This is a genomic window from Zymomonas mobilis (genome assembly GCF_006715975.1).
Classification (GTDB): Bacteria; Pseudomonadota; Alphaproteobacteria; order Sphingomonadales; family Sphingomonadaceae; genus Zymomonas; species Zymomonas mobilis_B.
On sequence record NZ_VFOF01000001.1, the window covers coordinates 1,161,770 to 1,179,487 of the forward strand.

The 17,718-nt window shown below is 45.5% G+C and carries 19 protein-coding genes and 1 other RNA gene; 11 read left to right on the plus strand and 9 right to left on the minus strand.

Translation table 11 applies throughout. The features are described from left to right. Window positions 1-202 precede the first annotated feature (202 nt). The 3 genes from purC to FBY58_RS05105 all read left to right on the plus strand — a co-directional run bounded on the left by purC (window position 203) and on the right by FBY58_RS05105 (window position 5,620). Complete coding sequence (gene purC / locus FBY58_RS05095; protein WP_141919785.1) at window positions 203-982, plus strand: phosphoribosylaminoimidazolesuccinocarboxamide synthase; 780 nt, start codon at window positions 203-205, stop codon at window positions 980-982. Between the two features lie 396 nt (window positions 983-1,378). Next, window positions 1,379-3,625, plus strand: a complete 2,247-nt coding sequence (parC, locus tag FBY58_RS05100) for a DNA topoisomerase IV subunit A (protein WP_141919786.1) — start codon at window positions 1,379-1,381, stop codon at window positions 3,623-3,625. Window positions 3,626-3,871: 246 nt separating this feature from the next. Continuing rightward, window positions 3,872-5,620 (plus strand): bifunctional diguanylate cyclase/phosphodiesterase, encoded by a 1,749-nt coding sequence (locus FBY58_RS05105; RefSeq protein ID WP_141919787.1) that lies wholly within the window; start codon window positions 3,872-3,874, stop codon window positions 5,618-5,620. A gap of 3 nt (window positions 5,621-5,623) precedes the next feature. On the opposite strand, the gene FBY58_RS05110 is transcribed toward FBY58_RS05105, so the two are convergent. After that, complete coding sequence (locus FBY58_RS05110; RefSeq protein WP_141919788.1) at window positions 5,624-6,832, minus strand: CCA tRNA nucleotidyltransferase; 1,209 nt, start codon at window positions 6,830-6,832, stop codon at window positions 5,624-5,626. Between the two features lie 5 nt (window positions 6,833-6,837). Next, window positions 6,838-7,374, minus strand: a complete 537-nt coding sequence (locus tag FBY58_RS05115; RefSeq protein ID WP_141919789.1) for a GNAT family N-acetyltransferase — start codon at window positions 7,372-7,374, stop codon at window positions 6,838-6,840. Between the two features lie 395 nt (window positions 7,375-7,769). Between FBY58_RS05115 and FBY58_RS05120 the strand changes: the two genes are divergently transcribed. After that, a complete protein-coding gene (locus FBY58_RS05120; protein ID WP_141919790.1) occupies window positions 7,770-8,192 on the plus strand; it encodes a dihydroneopterin aldolase in 423 nt (140 codons plus the stop codon). Window positions 8,193-8,250: 58 nt separating this feature from the next. Here the strand turns inward: FBY58_RS05120 and FBY58_RS05125 are convergent, their stop codons facing one another. After that, window positions 8,251-8,877, minus strand: coding sequence for a superoxide dismutase (locus FBY58_RS05125; RefSeq protein WP_141919791.1), 627 nt, complete (start codon window positions 8,875-8,877; stop codon window positions 8,251-8,253). A 203-nt stretch (window positions 8,878-9,080) separates the two neighbouring features. Further along, entirely contained in the window at window positions 9,081-10,148 is a 1,068-nt protein-coding gene (gene pspF, locus FBY58_RS05130) for a phage shock protein operon transcriptional activator (RefSeq protein ID WP_141919792.1), read from the minus strand. 175 nt (window positions 10,149-10,323) lie between these two features. Here pspF and FBY58_RS05135 point away from each other — a divergent pair, with 175 nt between their 5' ends. The 7 genes from FBY58_RS05135 (at window position 10,324) to FBY58_RS05165 (ending at window position 13,452) form a co-directional block, all read left to right on the plus strand. Continuing rightward, the gene (locus FBY58_RS05135) at window positions 10,324-10,836 is read left to right on the plus strand and encodes an energy transducer TonB (protein WP_141919793.1); all 513 of its coding nucleotides are present in this window, start codon (window positions 10,324-10,326) and stop codon (window positions 10,834-10,836) included. 1 nt (window position 10,837) lies between these two features. Then, window positions 10,838-11,503: a phage shock protein PspA gene (gene pspA, locus FBY58_RS05140; RefSeq protein ID WP_141919794.1), complete on the plus strand. Its 666-nt coding sequence runs from the start codon at window positions 10,838-10,840 to the stop codon at window positions 11,501-11,503. Between the two features lie 3 nt (window positions 11,504-11,506). Next, on the plus strand, window positions 11,507-11,743 hold the full coding sequence (gene pspB / locus FBY58_RS05145; RefSeq protein ID WP_141919795.1) for an envelope stress response membrane protein PspB: 237 nt from the start codon (window positions 11,507-11,509) through the stop codon (window positions 11,741-11,743). Window positions 11,744-11,770: 27 nt separating this feature from the next. Beyond that, window positions 11,771-12,154, plus strand: coding sequence for an envelope stress response membrane protein PspC (gene pspC, locus FBY58_RS05150; protein ID WP_141919796.1), 384 nt, complete (start codon window positions 11,771-11,773; stop codon window positions 12,152-12,154). Window positions 12,155-12,189: 35 nt separating this feature from the next. Then, complete coding sequence (locus tag FBY58_RS05155) at window positions 12,190-12,474, plus strand: hypothetical protein (protein ID WP_141919797.1); 285 nt, start codon at window positions 12,190-12,192, stop codon at window positions 12,472-12,474. Window positions 12,475-12,610: 136 nt separating this feature from the next. Further along, window positions 12,611-13,015 (plus strand): SufE family protein, encoded by a 405-nt coding sequence (locus FBY58_RS05160; RefSeq protein WP_141919798.1) that lies wholly within the window; start codon window positions 12,611-12,613, stop codon window positions 13,013-13,015. Next, window positions 13,012-13,452 carry a hypothetical protein gene (locus FBY58_RS05165; protein ID WP_141919799.1) on the plus strand — a complete coding sequence of 147 codons (441 nt, stop codon included), beginning with the start codon at window positions 13,012-13,014 and terminating at the stop codon, window positions 13,450-13,452. The genes FBY58_RS05160 and FBY58_RS05165 overlap by 4 nt, the downstream gene beginning before the upstream one ends. Before the next feature lie 49 nt (window positions 13,453-13,501). Here the strand turns inward: FBY58_RS05165 and FBY58_RS05170 are convergent, their stop codons facing one another. The 5 genes from FBY58_RS05170 to dapF form a co-directional block, all read right to left on the minus strand. Then, window positions 13,502-14,026 (minus strand): J domain-containing protein, encoded by a 525-nt coding sequence (locus FBY58_RS05170; RefSeq protein ID WP_141919800.1) that lies wholly within the window; start codon window positions 14,024-14,026, stop codon window positions 13,502-13,504. A gap of 125 nt (window positions 14,027-14,151) precedes the next feature. Further along, window positions 14,152-14,525: RNase P RNA component class A (rnpB, locus tag FBY58_RS05175), an RNA gene on the minus strand. A 78-nt stretch (window positions 14,526-14,603) separates the two neighbouring features. After that, window positions 14,604-15,533, minus strand: coding sequence for a signal recognition particle-docking protein FtsY (gene ftsY, locus FBY58_RS05180; protein WP_141919801.1), 930 nt, complete (start codon window positions 15,531-15,533; stop codon window positions 14,604-14,606). Further along, window positions 15,530-16,789, minus strand: a complete 1,260-nt coding sequence (mtaB, locus tag FBY58_RS05185; RefSeq protein WP_141919802.1) for a tRNA (N(6)-L-threonylcarbamoyladenosine(37)-C(2))-methylthiotransferase MtaB — start codon at window positions 16,787-16,789, stop codon at window positions 15,530-15,532. The genes ftsY and mtaB overlap by 4 nt, the downstream gene beginning before the upstream one ends. Beyond that, complete coding sequence (gene dapF / locus FBY58_RS05190) at window positions 16,786-17,595, minus strand: diaminopimelate epimerase (protein WP_141919803.1); 810 nt, start codon at window positions 17,593-17,595, stop codon at window positions 16,786-16,788. Before dapF ends, mtaB begins: the two co-directional genes overlap by 4 nt. Window positions 17,596-17,718 lie beyond the last annotated feature (123 nt).

Here is a 17,718-nt window from a genome sequence, read left to right on the forward strand (position 1 = left end):
AATTTTCTGTTTCAGCTTAGCGTTTTAAAAGCTGTTTTAAGTCTCTATTTTACCGTCATAAAAATGATAAACTTTGTATCGGGCAGTTTGCGCTAGACATATTTTCGGCTATAAAAGCGCTCCAAATAAGAACGCGTTTATTAATCGCCTTGCCTTTTTCGGCACAGGATTTGTCCTGTTCCTTTTTCGGAGAAGCTAATTCATGTCCCGTCGTCGCCAAATTTACGAAGGCAAAGCCAAAATTCTTTATGAAGGCCCTGAACCCGGCACCATTATCCAATATTTTAAGGATGATGCGACTGCGTTTAATGCCCAGAAAAAAGGCATGATCAGCGGTAAGGGAGTCATCAATAATCGGGTTTCCGAACATATTTTCACTTTGTTGTCCGGTATTGGTATCCCGACCCATTTTATTCGCCGTTTAAATATGCGCGAACAATTGGTGAAGCAGGTCGAAATCATTCCGATCGAAGTCGTCATCAGAAATGTTGCCGCCGGTTCTTTGAGCAAAAGATTAGGCATCGAGGAAGGCACCCAACTTCCACGGACGATCATCGAATATTATTATAAAGATGATGCTCTGAATGACCCGATGGTCGCTGATGAGCATATTGCTTGCTTTGGTTGGGCAACCCAGGAAGAAATGCACGACATCGCCGATATGGCTATCCGTGTGAATGATTTCATGAGCGGCCTGTTCGCTGCGATCAATATTCGTTTGGTTGATTTCAAACTCGAATTTGGCCGTATCTGGGAAAATGACTATAGCCGCGTTTTGTTGGCTGATGAAATCAGCCCAGACGGTTGCCGGTTATGGGATATGGTCACGAATGAAAAGCTCGACAAAGACCGCTTCCGTCAGGATTTAGGTGGTGAAGTCGAAGCCTATCAGGAAATTGCCCGTAGGTTGGGATTATTACCCGTCGATCCCGATACCGAAGTTCTTGATCTTGAATCTCATCGCAAAAATCGCGGTTTATAAAAAATAGCATCCTGCTGCGGATAGAATAATCTTGTTCTATCCGTGGCACGGTAAAATTTTTATCTGACAACTGATTTTATCGAAAGAACGGCTTTACCCGTTTCCTATTCGTTTTTCCTATTTTCTGCCTTTATCTTTTCTCTGAACCCAGCATGCATTTGAAAATTCTAATTCGTGTTTGAAGGCTTGTGGCCAAAAACACGATAATGGCCTTGATATCGACCCTATCGGGATCATTTCGTTTAACTGTGCCTTGCTAGAATAAAGCCTGTTGCTCAAAAATCGGCTAATAATCCGCATATCATGCCGTGATAGAACCGATTTTGATAAAAAAATTCTGCTTTTTTGTGATTTTAAACCCTTATCTATAAACAGGATTCTGTTATTCCGTTATCTATGACCAGCGTTTCTTCCGACATCGAAAATATCTCCGAAACCGCCTTTGATAAGGCATTATCCGAACGTTATCTGGCGTATGCGTTATCAACCATAACCTCACGCTCTTTGCCCGATATCCGAGACGGGTTAAAGCCCGTACAGCGGCGACTTTTATGGGCGATGCGGCTTTTAAAGCTTGATCCGGCCTCCGCTTATAAAAAATGCGCTCGCGTTGTTGGCGATGTTATTGGTAAATATCATCCGCATGGTGATCAGTCAGTTTATGATGCGATGGTGCGCCTTGCCCAGAATTTTGCCCTTCGTTACCCGTTGGTGGACGGGCAGGGTAACTTCGGTAATATCGATGGCGATAATGCTGCTGCCATGCGTTACACAGAAGCTCGCTTGACCACAGCAGCCTATGATCTGATGGAAGGCATGGACGAAGGGGCAGTTGATTTTCGCCCAACCTACAACAGTGAAGAAGAAGAACCTGAATTCTTTTCCGGTCTTTTCCCTAATCTTCTGGCAAATGGTTCAAGCGGTATCGCAGTTGGTATGGCGACCTCTATTCCGCCGCATAATGTCGCCGAATTGATCGATGCCATCTGCTACATGATAGATCATCCTCAAGCGGTGACGGAAGACTTGCTGCGTTTTGTCAAAGGCCCAGATTTTCCGACCGGTGGACAGATTGTTGATCCCGTTGAAACCATCCGCCATGCCTACACAACGGGACGTGGGTCTTTTCGGGTAAGAGCGCGCTATGATGTTGAAGATATCGGCCGTGGTGCGTGGATTATTGTTATTCGTGAGATTCCTTGGCAGGTACCAAAATCTCGCTTAATTGAAGAAATCGCTGCTTTAATTAACGACAAAAAACTGCCTATTCTTAGCGATATACGCGATGAATCTGACGAAAATATTCGTATCGTTCTGGAACCCAGAAGCCGGACGGTTGATCCCCAGCTATTGATGGATGGTTTATTCCATCTGACCAGCCTCGAAACCCGTATTTCGCTTAATATGAATGTGCTGGATTGCCAGCATACGCCAGCCGTGTTGCCCCTTCATGTGGTATTGAAAGAATGGCTGACACATCAGTTTTCAATGCTTCAGCGCCGTTGCCGTCACCGTTTACAACGTATTGATGATCGGGTTGAGCTGCTGGAAGGCTATCTGACGGCGTATCTCAATCTTGATCGGGTGATCGAGATTATCAGAAATGAGGACGACGCCAAATCAGTGATGATTGCCGAGTTCAAACTGACAGATCGTCAAGCTGAAGCAATCCTTAACATGCGGCTGCGCGCTTTAAGACGGTTGGAAGAAACCGAAATCACAGCCGAACGAGATGCCTTAAAAGAGGAAAGAGAAGGCCTTCAAGCGTTAGTCGACAGCAATGCCTTGCAAAATAAAAAGCTAAAATCAGACCTATCGGCTTTACGTAAGCGTTACAGTCCGAAAAACAAATTGGGCGCACGCCAGACCTTAATCGAAGAACAAACGCCCGCAAAAGCTATTCCGTTAGATGCGATGATTGAACGCGAGCCGATGACCGTTGTTTTATCAAAACGCGGCTGGATTCGCGGATTAAAAGGGCATGTTGATCTCAAATCAACCGAAGCCATGCGCTTTAAAGAAGGCGATGAAGCAGATTTCCTTTGCCATGCCTATACGACCGACCGCCTTTTGATCGCGACAGAAGATGGCCGTTTTTATACATTACTGGCTGACCGTTTGCCCGGTGGGCGCGGCTATGGCGAGCCTGTCCGGTTAATGCTGGATATCAGCAACGAGACCAAAATAATGGCGCTTCTACCTTCTAATGCAGAAGGTAAATTGCTGGCAGTGTGTTCTGATGGGCGCGGCTTTATTACCCAAATGGCTAATTTGGTAGCAGAAACCCGTAAAGGCAAACAAATCGTTAGGGTTAGAAAAGGCGAATATTTGATGGCTTTGAAAGTCATTGAAGAAGGCCATGATTATATTGCGCTTATAGGTGAAAATCGGAAATTGTTGGTTTTCCCGCTATCTGAAATCCCCGAATTAGCCAAAGGAAGCGGTGTCCAGTTACAGCGTTATCGCGGCGGCCACCTGTCAGATGTGACGACCTTTATCTTTGAACAAGGCTTAAGCTGGCCAATGGGTGGCGAGTCTGGCCGTGTAAGAACAGAAACCGATATGAAGCCTTGGGTCGTTGCCCGTGGTGCTAGTGGACGCTTGCCACCGGTTGGTTTTCCAAAAAATAATCGGTTTTCATAACGATTAGAGGCTGTTTTTTAATTAAAAATTTATATTTGTCCGTTATGGCTCTTTTTATAAGTTTTTCACATAACAGTATAATATTTTTTTCTTTGTTTTGGGATGCTTTCACTTATAATATTAATATAGCGTAATAATAATGGCGCATAGAGTATTAAGATAAATTAACATTCTTATTTGCGGCCTTCACTTTTTATTTATTATTATTGCTTAACGGGTGGATTAGGGGCCGCTGGAAAATCAATTATGCCAGATCATATATTACAAACGACCGGTGTAATGAATGGCAGTGCCCGTCATTTTGATGAAGCTCTCGACAATTGGCAGCAGAGCTATCTTAGTGCCATGCCTTTTCCAGCGGCGCTTATTACCTTCAATAATAAAAAACCGATTGTACTTTTCTGTAATCAACTTTTTACGGATATCGCTAGCGAACCCAAGGCTGCTAATCTGTCGCCTTGGGAAGGCGATACCAGCGTCAATCTGCATCCTGAATTGGTGGCTGCGCTTAAATATGCGCCGGTCTCCCAAGACAAGCCTTATCAATTTGACTGGATGCCCCCTGGCAGCCAGAAAAGACGCTGTTACAAAATAACCGTCACCATGATGCCATGCCAAACACATGGTATGACCTGTTATTTGATGGTACCGGTCGATAATACGCAGGCGGCAGAGCTCCGTTCGACAATGCGGATGAAAATTCTGCGGGATAGTTTGACCGGCCTTCCTAATCGCATTGGTTTTTCACGTCTGTTGGATGATGTCATTGCCCTTGAAAAAGGGACCAAAGGCACAGCGGCAGTTGCTGTTATTGCAATCGATCTTATCCGTTTTAGTCGAATTAACGAAAGTATGGGGTCCGTTGTCGGCGATGAACTACTGGTTTCCGTTGCCAGACGCTTAGCTTCTGTTTTAAGGCCGGGGGATCGGCTGGGACGGATCGGCGGCGATCAATTTGGTATTTTGCTCTCGCTTAACCTCGGAACATCTGATGTTTGGCATGCGGCACGGCGTATCAAAGCGTTGATGTCGACACCTTTTAATCTTGCCAATCTGAAGGTGAAGGTTAACTGCGCCATCGGCTTTTCCCTGATGGATGAACGGATTGAGGTCTCTGAAGATTTACTCAGAGACGCTCAGATCGCGCTAAAACACGCAAAAGAAACCGATCATGTCGAAGTGTATAATGTTGGCGAAGCTAGCGTTTTACAAAAAAGATTCAGCCTTGAAACGGATCTTAGACGGGCAATCGAAAACGGCGACCTTCATCTGGTCTACCAACCGATATTGTCGCCTTATAATAAAAGAGTTGTCGGCTTCGAAGCTTTAGCACGTTGGAATCATGAGCAGCTAGGGCCTGTGTCTCCTGTCGAATTTATTCCAGTCGCCGAAGAATCTGGCCTTATTGTGCCGTTAGGTCGATGGGCATTAGAAAGTTCGGTACGCACTCAGCAACAATGGGACAAGCAAGTCGGATATACCCTGCCGATGAGGGTTGCGGTCAATGTTTCGGCATTACAGCTGATGCGTGATAATTTGATGCAGGTCATTACCGATATTAAAAATCAGACGGGAATGAATGGCGAGCGTCTGACATTGGAGCTAACAGAAAGTGCTTTGATGCGCTATCCTGAACAGAGTGTCAGCGTCATCAATACCATGCATGAATTGGGCATCAAAATTTCGATGGATGATTTTGGCACCGGTTATTCATCCTTGTCTTATCTCAAGACTTTCCCGATTGACCATCTAAAAATAGACCGCAGCTTTGTTGCCAATTTAGCCGAAGACAAAACTGCGGTCGCCATTACGCGTGCCATTATCAGCATGGCTTCAACGCTTTCGATCAAAACCATTGTCGAAGGCATTGAAACCTTGGAACAGAGAAAAATTATCATGGATTTGGGCTGTGATTATGCCCAAGGATTCTATTTTTCTCGTCCGCTACCCGCTGATGAAGCTATCGCTTTTTATCTGGCATCCAATAAAAACTAACGATTATTGGGCTTTTGCTTCGGCTATTGCGCTGTCGGCTTTTTCCTGCACCCAATCGCTGTTAGGGAATTCAGCATCGACCCATTGTTTTTGGACATTTTGAAGAACGGCCGCCACGACAGGCCCTGCGATTAAGCCTTTAGCGATCAGATCACCGCCTTTTAACGGAAAGACAGGGCGTTCCCACGCTTTCAAAGCGGCTATAGCAGTCTTGACCGTATCTTCATTTCTATCAGAGAGTAGGATACGCGCCATAGTAGCCTGTTTTCCAATAGCCCATGCCAGAACAAGCGGCTTCTCATCTTCTTGAGTGAGAAGGGCAATCAGATATTTTTTCTGTTCTTTTGAAAAGCGGAGCCTTTGCGCCAAAGAACGCGCAAGATCGGCTTCTTCAGGAAGCAATGCCGCCAATCGCATCAAGGCATCGCCGCCTGACACATCATAGGCTTTTTCTCGTTCCAGCAGGCGCTGCAAATGGTTGGCACCCTCGATCGTGATTTCTGGCAGGATTGGTTTAAAAATGCCGGATTCTATCATCAGGGTGATGACTGCCAAGGGATTAGGCAAAGCCAGAATTTTTAAAACTTCGCTGGCTATCCGTTCGCGGGATAATGCCATCAGATCATTGGCTCTTTTGATGCATGCCGCCAAGGCGGTGGCATCAGGCGTAGCCTGACCAAAGCGCGCATAAAAGCGGAAATAGCGGAGGATACGGAGATGATCTTCCGCAATACGCGTTTCAGGATTGCCAATAAAACGAACAGAATGCTTTTCCAGATCGGCTAATCCACCAAAATAGTCATGGATGCGACTGCTTTCTGCTTCGGCGTAAAGGGCATTAATCGTGAAATCGCGCCTTTTAGCGTCATCTTCCCAATTATCGCTATAGGCAATCGTTGCATGGCGACCATCGGTTGAGACATCCTGCCGTAGACTGGTAATCTCAACTGCACAGGAGGGGAGTAGCGCCGTGATGGTGCCATGCTCAATCCCCGTTGGAATCGCTTTAAAACCAGCTGATTTGATAAGATCGATTGTTTTTTCCGGATGATGACGGGTTGCGCAATCAATGTCATTGACTGGCAAGTTCAATAATGTGTCGCGCACGCAACCGCCAACAAAGCGGATCATCTCATCGCCACCCAACGATTTGATTAAATCGCTTAGACCATCCTGATGCCGCCATGCTTGATCGGGTAAAGAAACAGACATAACGATCAAACCTCTTTCGCGGTAACGGGCAGTATATCCGCTTCAACCATACCCGCCCGATCATGCAATCGCGAAGAGGTTAAGCGAGCAAGTAAACGCCGTCTTTCAACTGGGCCAGGCAGACGCCAATCAGCCGTTTCTTCATTAGAAAAGCCGAAAAAGCGATTATAATATTCAGGGTCTCCAATCAGCATAAACGCATCATGGCCTCTGATTTCGCTGTTATCGGCGACATCCAGACTATGTTGCACCAAAGTTTGACCGATACCATAGCCTTGGTAATCAGGATGCACCGCCACAGGCCCCAATAGAATCATCGGTAACTTTTTACCATTCAAGCAGGAAAGCCGGATAGGCCAGCATTGAATAACGCCTTGTAAGGCCTCCCCATCAACAGCCGCAAAAGAGAGATCAGGAATAGCGCTTACCCCTTCTCGTAAACGATAGGCGGTTCGGGTGTGGCGATTTTTACCAAAGCCGATATCCAATAAATCTTCTATCGTTTGTGAATCTATCTTGTTTAATGGGATAAGCGTTGTCACTCTTTCATATGCCTCGATTATAGGGAAAGAAAATAAATTTCTTTTTCAAAGACCTGCGCTTTTAAGATGCTTTTTTTTATTTCGGAATGATTCTCTGACTCTTTGTAAAAAAAAGATATGCAATGACGGTGTAATCAGAGATATTTATCCCCAAAGCAGAGGATCAACCTGTGGATAAAATTGGGGAAAAGCCCAAAAACATCATATTTTTAGGGCGTTTTCTTGACATGCCTAAATTTTAGGCAACTCTCTATAACTGACAATGAAATAGATAACTGCCAATCGAATGGCTCTCTTATGAAAGGGAAATATAAGATTCTTTATGGTCTGTTGGCTGCTATAACAATGCAACAATCAGTCTAGTGATAAGACAATTTCTGTATTTCGAGGTTATTATGAGTGATACTATATTCAGGCCTGAAACTGCCCGCGGGCTCATTCCCGATTATTTACAGCCCAAAAGCTATTCGCTTCATGTTGAAGATTTGTCGTTGATGGCCGCTATCGGATTTCACCATCATGAGCTGAATAAACGCCAGCGTATTTTGGTCAATCTGGATATTGAACTTGATAAAGCTGTGCTGCCTGTCAGCGATGATATCAATTCAGATTTTTGGAATTATGATTATATTCATCAGGCACTATCTGGCTTGGTTGAAGATCGGCATTTTAACCTGCAAGAAACCTTGGCGCAGGAAATCTATGACTTGATCGCAGCCCGCGCTCATGTGCGCCATATCCGGGTCTTTATCCGTAAGCCCGATGCTTATTCAGATTGCCAGTCTGTCGGGATCAGTCTTTCTAACTTCCCGAATTAAGTCATAAAAAATGCCGGCCTGTAAAACAGACCGGCATCTGGCATTTTTTGAACTGAAATTAGGCCTGTTTCAGATCCGCACGGCTGACACCTTCGCCGTCGAGATTCTTTGCCACAAATTCCCAGTTAATGATGTTGGACAGCACGTCTTTTGCATATTTCGGACGAGCGTTCCGATAATCGATGTAATAGGCATGTTCCCAAACATCGAGTGTCAGAAGGGGCTTCACATCCTTATGTGCGACGGGCGTATCGCCATCGTGATAAGAAGTAATAGCCAGCTTGCCATCTTTTAAAACAAGCCATGCCCAACCACTACCAAAATGGCCAACGGCTTCTGCTGCCAATTTTTCAAGCAACGCTTCGGTAGAACCAAAGCTTTCTTCGATCAAAGAAGCCAGCTTGCCACTTGGCTTCTGCCCTGCTTTGGCCAATCCAAGCCAAAAGAAGTTATGATTCCAAGCCTGTGCCGCATTGTTGAACAGACCTTTGTCTTTGGTCTCGACGGCTTTGTTGATCACTTCAACGAGGCTTAAGCCGGCAAGCTTCTTTTCATCAATCCAGCTATTCGTCTTATCGATATAAGATTTATGATGCTTGCCATGATGATATTCGAGCGTTTCTGCTGAGGTGAAGGGTTCCAGATCTTTTACGCCAAAGGGAAGGGCTGGTAATGCGAAAGCCATGATGTAATCTCCTAATTCCGTCAATATGGTCAAACCTATAATGAGAGAACGCAGCAACTATCAAAAAGTTACCATTTTAGCGAAATCGACCTTGGCATAGCCGATCCACCATAAAATCATTATATTTCAATATATTAAGCAACAAACAGCCTTATGATAATGAAAAGAAAAGAATGTTTTGTTTTTCAATAACAGTAATTAAATTATTTAAATTCTGAGATTTTTGCCGTTTTCTCGGTATCATCGCCACCAGAAAACAGGCCATGCCGCCGCAAAATATGCCGCAATTGATCATAGCTTAAATGTAAGGCTTTGGCGGTAGCTCGCTGATTATAGCGATGACGCTTCAAGGCCTGTTCAACACAATAACATTCATATTTCTGGCAAAGCGCCTTTAAGTCACCATCCTGTGCCGCTTTTATAGAGAAATCATCTGATAGCTTTGGCGTTTCCGCACTGACTATGTCGTTTTCAGGTTCCTTTTTCGTCATAGGACGCCATGGAGAGGCAAAGGGATTAAGAATAATTTCTTCGACCGCACGGTCGGGATCTCCCCAACGATAAAGGCTGCGTTCGATTACGTTGCGTAATTCTCTGATATTACCTGGCCATAGGTGATTTTCCAGAATATTCAGTGCGTTAGGTGCAAAACCGAGCCACTGTGTCCAGCCCAATTCTAAAGCCATATGCTGTCCAAAATATTCCGCTAATAAGCGAACATCTTCCAGCCGATAGCGTAACGGGGGCAGGGTAATCACCTCAAAGGAAAGACGATCCAATAAGTCAGACCTGAAGCGGCCATTTTTAGCGAGAGAAGGCAAATCTTCATTGGTTGCAGCGACAATACGGACATCGACTTTGATCGGGCGGGTCGCGCCGATGCGATTGACTTCTCCATATTCTACGGCGCGTAACAGCCTTTCTTGTGCTGATAAGGAAAGCGTTGCCAATTCATCAAGAAAAAGTGTGCCGCCTTCCGCCTGTTCGAAGCGGCCTGTTTTTGCCCGCGTTGCCCCAGTGAAAGCACCGACTTCATAGCCAAATAGTTCTGATTCTATAAGGTTTTCCGGTAAAGTGGCACAATTCAGTGTTACCAAAGGCGCTGACCAACGAGATGAGAGATGGTGCAATCTTTCCGCGATCAATTCTTTTCCGGTGCCGCGCTCTCCAATAACCAGCACGGGTCTATCCAAGCTAGCGGCCCGACTGGCTAATTCTACCGCATCCAAAAAAGCACTAGATTGCCCGATAACAAAAGATTTTTTATGCATTGCTAATTGTTAGGAAAATACACCACTATTTAGCAATAAATATATTGCACATTTTCCCTATAAAATTACATTATTTCTATAAGATATTGTTTTTAAATGAAAAAATAAAATTGGCACGGAGGGTGCTTAGATAAAGATCATCAAAGACACTCTATGATTAAAAGGTTATGCGAAAATGATTACTGTCCATAAAAACCGTCCTCTTCTGGTCAAAAGCGGCTGTGCAGCGGCGGCTTTATTATGGATGACCGCCGCACCGGCCTTTGCGATGACAGTTGATCATGATCTTGAAAAATGGACATCGACCGTCAACCATAATTTAAATCAGGCCATTCACGAAGATATCAATGATCAGGCCAACGACGGTGTACAGGTAAGCGTTCTTGGCCTGACTATTGATAAAGAAGGGCACCCACATGATATCCATATGGTTCATCCCACGGGTAATATGATTTTGGATCAGGAAGCCCTGCGGGTCGCAAAAGATGTTTATTATCCCCCATTGCCAAACAGCCTTCATAGCAAGGCGCAAAATATTCAAGTAAAATTACTTTTTGATTCAAATTTGCAAGAATTGGCGGATGTTAATCGGCAGGTCACTCGACAACTCAGAGAACAGAATAAGGATGTTGCAATCGAACTCGCCCAAGAACAGCTTGCCTTTAACGAAAACAAACCGGAGGTCTAAAATGGGTATATTTTCAAGAACCCGCGATATTATCGCTGCTAATGTTGTCGATATCCTCAATAAATCGGAAGATCCGGAAAAAATGATCCGGATGATTATTTTGGAGATGGAAGAAACCCTGATCGAAGTTCGGGCTTCTGCCGCCAAAACGATTGCCGATCAAAAAGAAATAGAACGCCAGATTGGACGTTTAAAAAAGATCGAAGCTAATTGGCTCGACAAGGCCGAATTAGCCTTGAGCAAAGGCCGCGAGGATTTGGCAAAAGCCGCCTTGGTCGAAAGACATAAAGCGAGCAGCCTCATCGAGGATTTGTCAGCAGAAGCTGAAAGCATGAATGAAGCCTTGAAAGCGTCAGAAGGCGACATCATCAAGCTTCAAAACAAGCTGAATGAAGCCCGCAGCCGTCAATCGATATTAGCCACCCGTTATGCAGGGGCAAAACAGCGTCTGAAAATGCGTGACCTGTATCAGGGTTCCCAGACCGAAGAGGCTTTTGCCCGTTTTGAAACCTTGGAACGTCGGGTGGATATCGCCGAAGGGCAAGCTGATGCCGCCGGCATTCGGGGCATGTCTTTGGAAGAAGAAATCGACAATCTTGGAAGTGACGACAAGATTGAACAGGAACTGGCCGAATTACGGAATCAGCTTCGTCATAAACAGGGGTAAATAATGGATTCGATTGCACCTATTGCGGTATGCTTCATTCTTTTCATCGGCGTGCCTTGGATATTTTTGCACTATATTACCCAGTGGAAAAAATCATCGGGCATCAGCGCAGCAGACGAGCATTTAATAGAAGAACTCTACGAAAGTGCTTGTAAGCTTGAAGAACGCTTGCAGACGATAGAGCGGATTATCGCGGCGGAAAAAGACTCCTCGGATAACAATATCAACCTTTCCAAATAAATTTTTTTATTCTTTCAGGAGGGTAAATTGGATTTTCGCCGCACCAAATTTTATCGTGATAAAGCCAATGGCAAGTTGCTTGGGGTTTGTTCTGGCCTTGCTGATTATCTCGGGATTGATGTCTCCCTTATAAGAGTTTTGATCATCGTCATGACCTTAATCGGGGGCTTTCCATGGACGATCATTGCCTATTTTGTGACTGTATGGCTGACCGAGGATAAGCCGCGGCAATTACAGGAAATGGATGGCGACGAAACCCGTTTTTGGCAAGGGGTTCGAACAAAGCCCAGCGTCAGTCTTCGTAATGTCAAAAGCCGCTTTCGTGACATTAATGTCCGCTTGGCAAAGGTAGAGACCTACATCACCAGCCAAGATCGACGGCTGTCGAAAGAAATAGACAATTTGCGTTAAGGCAAATTGCCCGATTGGGCATGAAGGGAGATAAAATGCACGGCATTCAATGGACAGCGGTTATCATCGTCGCTCTGGTCTTTGTAAGTGGTATTATAAAAACCATTTACCGGCATAAAGAAAAAACGGCCGTGAATAAGTTAAACGATATATCTTCTCAAAAAATGGAAGAAGAAATTCTTTCGATGAAAGACCGTATCGCCGTATTAGAACATATCGTGACCGACAATTATCAGAATTTCGCGCTTAATCAGGCTATTGAAGCTCTTGATCAGCCCGTTCCAAAATCAAAAAAGGAAAATATCAGTCCATTAGTTTAAATCAAGGCATTCCCTTTTTGATGTGTAAAATGTCACTATAGGGATAATTCTTGCTTTAAATCTGATTTATATTGCTATCCCCTCTGGCTCTTTGCCATAGATAGTGAACCGTTCCTCTGCTAATAAATGTTCTATTATGACGACACTCGCTGATATCGAAGAAGAATATGATTTCCTTGAAAGTGATGACCGCTACCGTTTGCTGATTGATCTCGGGCGGCATCTGGAAGAAATGCCGGACGCATTGAAAACAGATGCTACCAAGGTCAAAGGCTGCTCGGCTTCGGTCTGGGTCTATCCGACCACGAAAGAGGACGGTACGCTGCACTTTCTGGCCGATTCCAATGCTGCCATTACAAAAGGGATTATCTCCCTCGTTTTGCTGACAGTGCAGAATAAGAAACCAGAAGATATCATTAATACCGATATCGAAGCCTTGCTTGCGCCTTTTGATTTGAAAAACCAGCTTAGTTCCAATCGGACACAGGGAATTCCTAATATGATCGCCCTTATTCGAAGCACTGCGGAGCGCTATAAGTGATTTTATCTGCCCTTTTACTGGCATCTGCACCGGTTACCGTCACGAAAGTCGAACCGATACCGCTTGATAAAGAGACGGATAGAAGGAATGGCAAGGGGCAGGGTAAAGATAAAAACGGCTTTTTTATCGGTGATCAGCTAATTGCACCGGCAGATATTATTGATGCCCGTGCGTTACCCCAATTAAAAGGCAATCCTATCATCATGTTAACCTTGACCGGAGACGGCACAGAAAGGCTAACAGAGGCAACCGCTGGAAATGGTTTCAGCCAGATGATAGAAATCCGGTTTAAAGGGGCGGTTTTAAGCCAATTGGTATTAGGCAGCCCTATTCGGGATAATGTCCTGACTTTTTCGGTGCCGGTAACCTATCAAAAAGCACAGAGCATTGCCGCCGAGATATCGCAAAAACAGCCGTTACCAGAATCCACAGAATAGCCGTTTTTTACTGGATAGGATGAATAAGGATAATTTTGACGGGGCAGAATTAAAAACTGCCACGTTCTTCCCGATTGCGTAAAAGGTCAAAGGCCGCCTGAATGGCATGGAAATGCTTAACGGCTTTTTCATCATCCTGATTAAGGTCAGGATGCCATTTTTTGGCTAATTGCCGCCATTGAAGTTTTACCATCTCGAAATCGGCATCCGCATCCAGTTCCAGAACCCTAAGCGCCTCAAGAACTTCGTTAGAACGGCCATTTTCTGAACCTTCCCAACTATAATTAGTCGATGAATATCCGGCGGATTGTCTTTTTTCTTCAGCCTGACGTTTGGCGGCTTCTTCTTTTGATAGACCTGCAAAATAGTCCCAGCCGCGATTATATTCTACAATATGCTCTTCGCAAAAATACCAGCGATCAGGATTGTTTGGAGATTTTGGTGCGGGGAAATTACCTGGTTTATCGCAACCTTCGCGGTCACATATCCTTACTTTCTGGGCGGCGTGGTTAGCATCGCTGTAACCTCGCCAACGCGGAAAGCCCCAAGAGCTGGATTTTGTATATCGAGCCATAATTTATATATGCTGCCTAGTATGTAACATTACCCTCAACCGAAAAACCAGCCAAAGTCCAAAGGGCAAGAATATACTTTCTTTAGAAAAAAGAGGCAAATAACAAAGAAAACCAAGGTTTGTTATTTACCAGAAGGTCTATAAGCCGGGTTCTGTCCACCAGCAAAGCTGGATAGGCGACCATTCATCTAAAACCAGAATTACTTCTGGTCTTCAGCAACCAACCCGGATGACGGGGCGGAGCCAGCCCATATGCCATCCCTATTCGGTTTTGCTCCCGGTGGGGTTTACCTTGCCATCGCCGTTACCGGAAATGCGGTGCGCTCTTACCGCACCTTTTCACCCTTACTTTATTACCGAAGTAAAAAGCGGTTTGTTTTCTGTGGCACTTTCCCTGAGGTCACCCTCGCCGGATGTTATCCGGCACCGTTACTCCTTGGAGCCCGGACTTTCCTCCCGTATGTTATAAAAACATACCGGCGGCCGCCCGACCTTCTGGTGAAAAGCGTGATAACAAAAATCGCCCTAATGTCGAGGACTATTATACAATAACAGCCTTTAATTTAAAAACCGGCGTTTACTTATGAGGCAAACCAACAATCGCTCGGGCAACGGCTTCGGGATCAAAAGGACGTAAATCATCCATGCTTTCACCTACCCCGATGGCATGAATAGGCAGGCCATATTTTTCAGCCGCCGCTACCATGATACCACCTCGTGCGGTGCCATCAAGCTTGGTCATAATAATACCGGAAACGCCGGCAATTTCTTTAAAGACTTCAATCTGGGAAAGCGCATTCTGGCCATTGGTGGCATCTAGAACCAGAATAACATTATGGGGTGCTGCTGGATTAAGCCGTCCCAAAACCTTTCTGATTTTGGCTAATTCATCCATCAAGCCGCTTTTATTCTGAAGACGGCCAGCCGTATCGACAATCAAGGTATCCGTACCTTGCGCTGTGCCTTCTTTTACGCCTTGGAATACCAAGCTAGCCGCATCTGCCCCTTCGGCACCACTGATGATCGGGATTTCCAGTCTGTCTGCCCAAACTTTTAATTGTCCGATCGCGGCGGCTCTGAAAGTATCACCGGCAACCAGCATTACCTCGTAATCGAGTTCTTGGAACCAATGGGCAAGTTTGGCGATGGTGGTCGTTTTACCAGATCCATTGACACCAATGACCAAAACAACCTGCGGTCTGGGAAAAGCATCAATCTCAATGGGTTTGGCAACTGGTTCTAAAATTTTGGTTATTTCCTGTGCGACGACTTCTCGCACTTCCAATTCAGTCACGCCTTGCGGAAAACGTTCGGTAGCCAGCCGTTCTCTGATGCGTCCAGCCGTTCCGGGGCCAAGATCGCAAGCAATCAGCGTTTCTTCAATTTCGTCCAGTGTTTCGTCATCCAAGGCTGCTTTTAATGCAATGGAAGACAGATTTTCAGTTAACCGTTCAGATGTCCGTTTCAGACCAAAACCGATTTTTTTATACCAAGGTGTATCGCTCATAATTTTTTTCCGATCAGGCCATCTTTATCCGCAGCAGTAACCATCATTTCAACAATGCCGCTTTCCGCCACCGCTTCGTTTAAGCGAATAGGGGCAAATTGCGGTGTATGTCCACGGCCACCATCACCTTCCAAAAGCACAGACTGCCGACTACCGACCAGCGTTTTTAACCAAGCTTCTTGGCGGCTTTTGGCAGCTTCTCTTAACTTTTGGGCGCGTTCTTTGATTAAAGGCGTGTGCACCTGAGGCATCTTTGCCGCAGGTGTGCCTTGGCGCGGTGAGTAGGGGAAGATATGTCCAAAGACAATATCACAATCATCTATCATTCGCAGGGTATTGGCTGCCATCTCTTCATCTTCAGTCGGGAAACCCGCAATAATATCGGCACCGATGGCAATTTCTGGCCGCCGTTTCTTTAACCGTGAAACCAGCTCAACCGCTTGTTCCCGACTATGACGCCGCCGCATCCGCTTTAAAATAAGATTATCGCCCGCCTGTAAGGACAGATGGATATGCGGCATAATCCGTTCATCTTCGGTGATGAGTTCCATCAAAAGGGAATCAATCCCGTTAGGATCAAGCGAGGATAGGCGAAGCCTTTTTAGATTTCTCAGCTTTTTCAGCAGAAAAGCGACCAATTCCCCAAGATTGCTGGGTTTATCCAAATCATAACCATAAGAGGTCAGATCGACACCGGTTAAAACCAGTTCTTGATGCCCATCAGCAATAAGTTTGCGGGCGCAATCCAGAATATTATCAAAAGAGGCCGAACGATTGCGCCCCCGTCCTTGCGGGATAATGCAAAAGCTGCATTGATGATTACAGCCATTCTGAATTTCAAGGAAAGCGCGGCTATGCTCGCTGAAGGCCGCAATCAGATGAGGCGTCGTTTCTTTCAGGCTGTTGATATCGGTTACCTGTATCCGTGCATCATCGCCATTTTTAGAAAAATCAAAGGCCTCGACCTGATGTTTTTCAACATTGCCGATAACGCGCGAAACTTCGGGCATATCTGCAAAAATTTTCGGGTCAATTTGGGCGGCACATCCGGTAACAACAATACGGGCATCGGGTCTTTCACGGCTTGCCCGCCGGATAGCCTGACGCGTCTGTGCCACTGCGCGTGAGGTGACAGCACAGCTATTGATAACGATAAGATCCTGACTGCCGTCTTTATCCGTCAAGGCCTGCTTGATCGCTTCGCTTTCAGCAATGTTTAGACGACAACCTAAAGTAATAATATCCGGTGAACTCATGAGAAACTTGCCCAATCCGCTTCGCCTTTAAAAACATAGGTCGCAGGCCCCCGCATAATAACGTGACCATCGCTATTATCATCTAAAGTGAGCTGCCCTCCTGGAAGGTCGATTTTGGTTTTCCCAGAGACTAGTCGCCGTCTTTTGGCTGCAACAAAGGTCGCACAAGCACCGGTGCCACAGGCGCGCGTTAAACCTGCACCACGTTCCCATGTCCTCATCTTTAAATGGTTCTCGCCTATGACCATAACGATATTGACGTTGATCCGTTCGGGAAACAGGGGATCATGCTCAATAATATTGCCTAATCTTCCAAAATCGATTGCATCAACATCCTCGACCACAAAAACAACATGAGGGTTACCCATATTAACCGCAGAAGGTTCTTTTAAACCTTCCCATGCAACAGGCATTTTCAGCGTATCCATCGCATAGGCGAGGGGGATCTCATCCCATGCAAGTCGCGGCTTTCCCATATCAACACAAGCGCCTTCATCGGAAAGACGGGCATCGAGCAAACCGGCGGCGGTGCTGATGATAACATCTCGTTTCAAGAAAACAGGCACACAGCGCGTGGCATTACCACAGGCTTCTACTTCGGAACCGTCCGCATTCCATATTTCCATAGAAACATCGGCTTGATTTTGACCATTGCCTATAATGATAAGCTGGTCACAGCCTATGCCGGTATGACGATTGCTTAATGCTTGCGCTAACGCCGGATTCATCTGGACAGGGTTCTTACGGGCATCAAGAACAATAAAATCGTTACCAAGCCCATGCATTTTATGGAAAGAGAAAGTCATGTCGTCCCTCTAGCGGATTTTTCTTTTCGGGGGAATTCACTGACCGTTTTTTTCAATCAATTCACCCAATTTTTGTTTTAGCAAGGCGATTGTCGGCTTGTCATCGGGGCGCCTTTTTACTTT

Coding starts and splice junctions, on each gene's coding strand:
- purC (WP_141919785.1), top strand. CDS start 203: ATGTCCCGTCGTCGCCAAATTTACGAAGGCAAAGCCAAAATTCTTTAT.
- parC (WP_141919786.1), top strand. CDS start 1,379: ATGACCAGCGTTTCTTCCGACATCGAAAATATCTCCGAAACCGCCTTT.
- FBY58_RS05105 (WP_141919787.1), top strand. CDS start 3,872: ATGCCAGATCATATATTACAAACGACCGGTGTAATGAATGGCAGTGCC.
- FBY58_RS05110 (WP_141919788.1), bottom strand. CDS start 6,832: ATGTCTGTTTCTTTACCCGATCAAGCATGGCGGCATCAGGATGGTCTA.
- FBY58_RS05120 (WP_141919790.1), top strand. CDS start 7,770: ATGAGTGATACTATATTCAGGCCTGAAACTGCCCGCGGGCTCATTCCC.
- FBY58_RS05125 (WP_141919791.1), bottom strand. CDS start 8,877: ATGGCTTTCGCATTACCAGCCCTTCCCTTTGGCGTAAAAGATCTGGAA.
- pspF (WP_141919792.1), bottom strand. CDS start 10,148: ATGCATAAAAAATCTTTTGTTATCGGGCAATCTAGTGCTTTTTTGGAT.
- FBY58_RS05135 (WP_141919793.1), top strand. CDS start 10,324: ATGATTACTGTCCATAAAAACCGTCCTCTTCTGGTCAAAAGCGGCTGT.
- pspA (WP_141919794.1), top strand. CDS start 10,838: ATGGGTATATTTTCAAGAACCCGCGATATTATCGCTGCTAATGTTGTC.
- pspB (WP_141919795.1), top strand. CDS start 11,507: ATGGATTCGATTGCACCTATTGCGGTATGCTTCATTCTTTTCATCGGC.
- FBY58_RS05155 (WP_141919797.1), top strand. CDS start 12,190: ATGCACGGCATTCAATGGACAGCGGTTATCATCGTCGCTCTGGTCTTT.
- FBY58_RS05160 (WP_141919798.1), top strand. CDS start 12,611: ATGACGACACTCGCTGATATCGAAGAAGAATATGATTTCCTTGAAAGT.
- FBY58_RS05170 (WP_141919800.1), bottom strand. CDS start 14,026: ATGGCTCGATATACAAAATCCAGCTCTTGGGGCTTTCCGCGTTGGCGA.
- ftsY (WP_141919801.1), bottom strand. CDS start 15,533: ATGAGCGATACACCTTGGTATAAAAAAATCGGTTTTGGTCTGAAACGG.
- mtaB (WP_141919802.1), bottom strand. CDS start 16,789: ATGAGTTCACCGGATATTATTACTTTAGGTTGTCGTCTAAACATTGCT.
- dapF (WP_141919803.1), bottom strand. CDS start 17,595: ATGACTTTCTCTTTCCATAAAATGCATGGGCTTGGTAACGATTTTATT.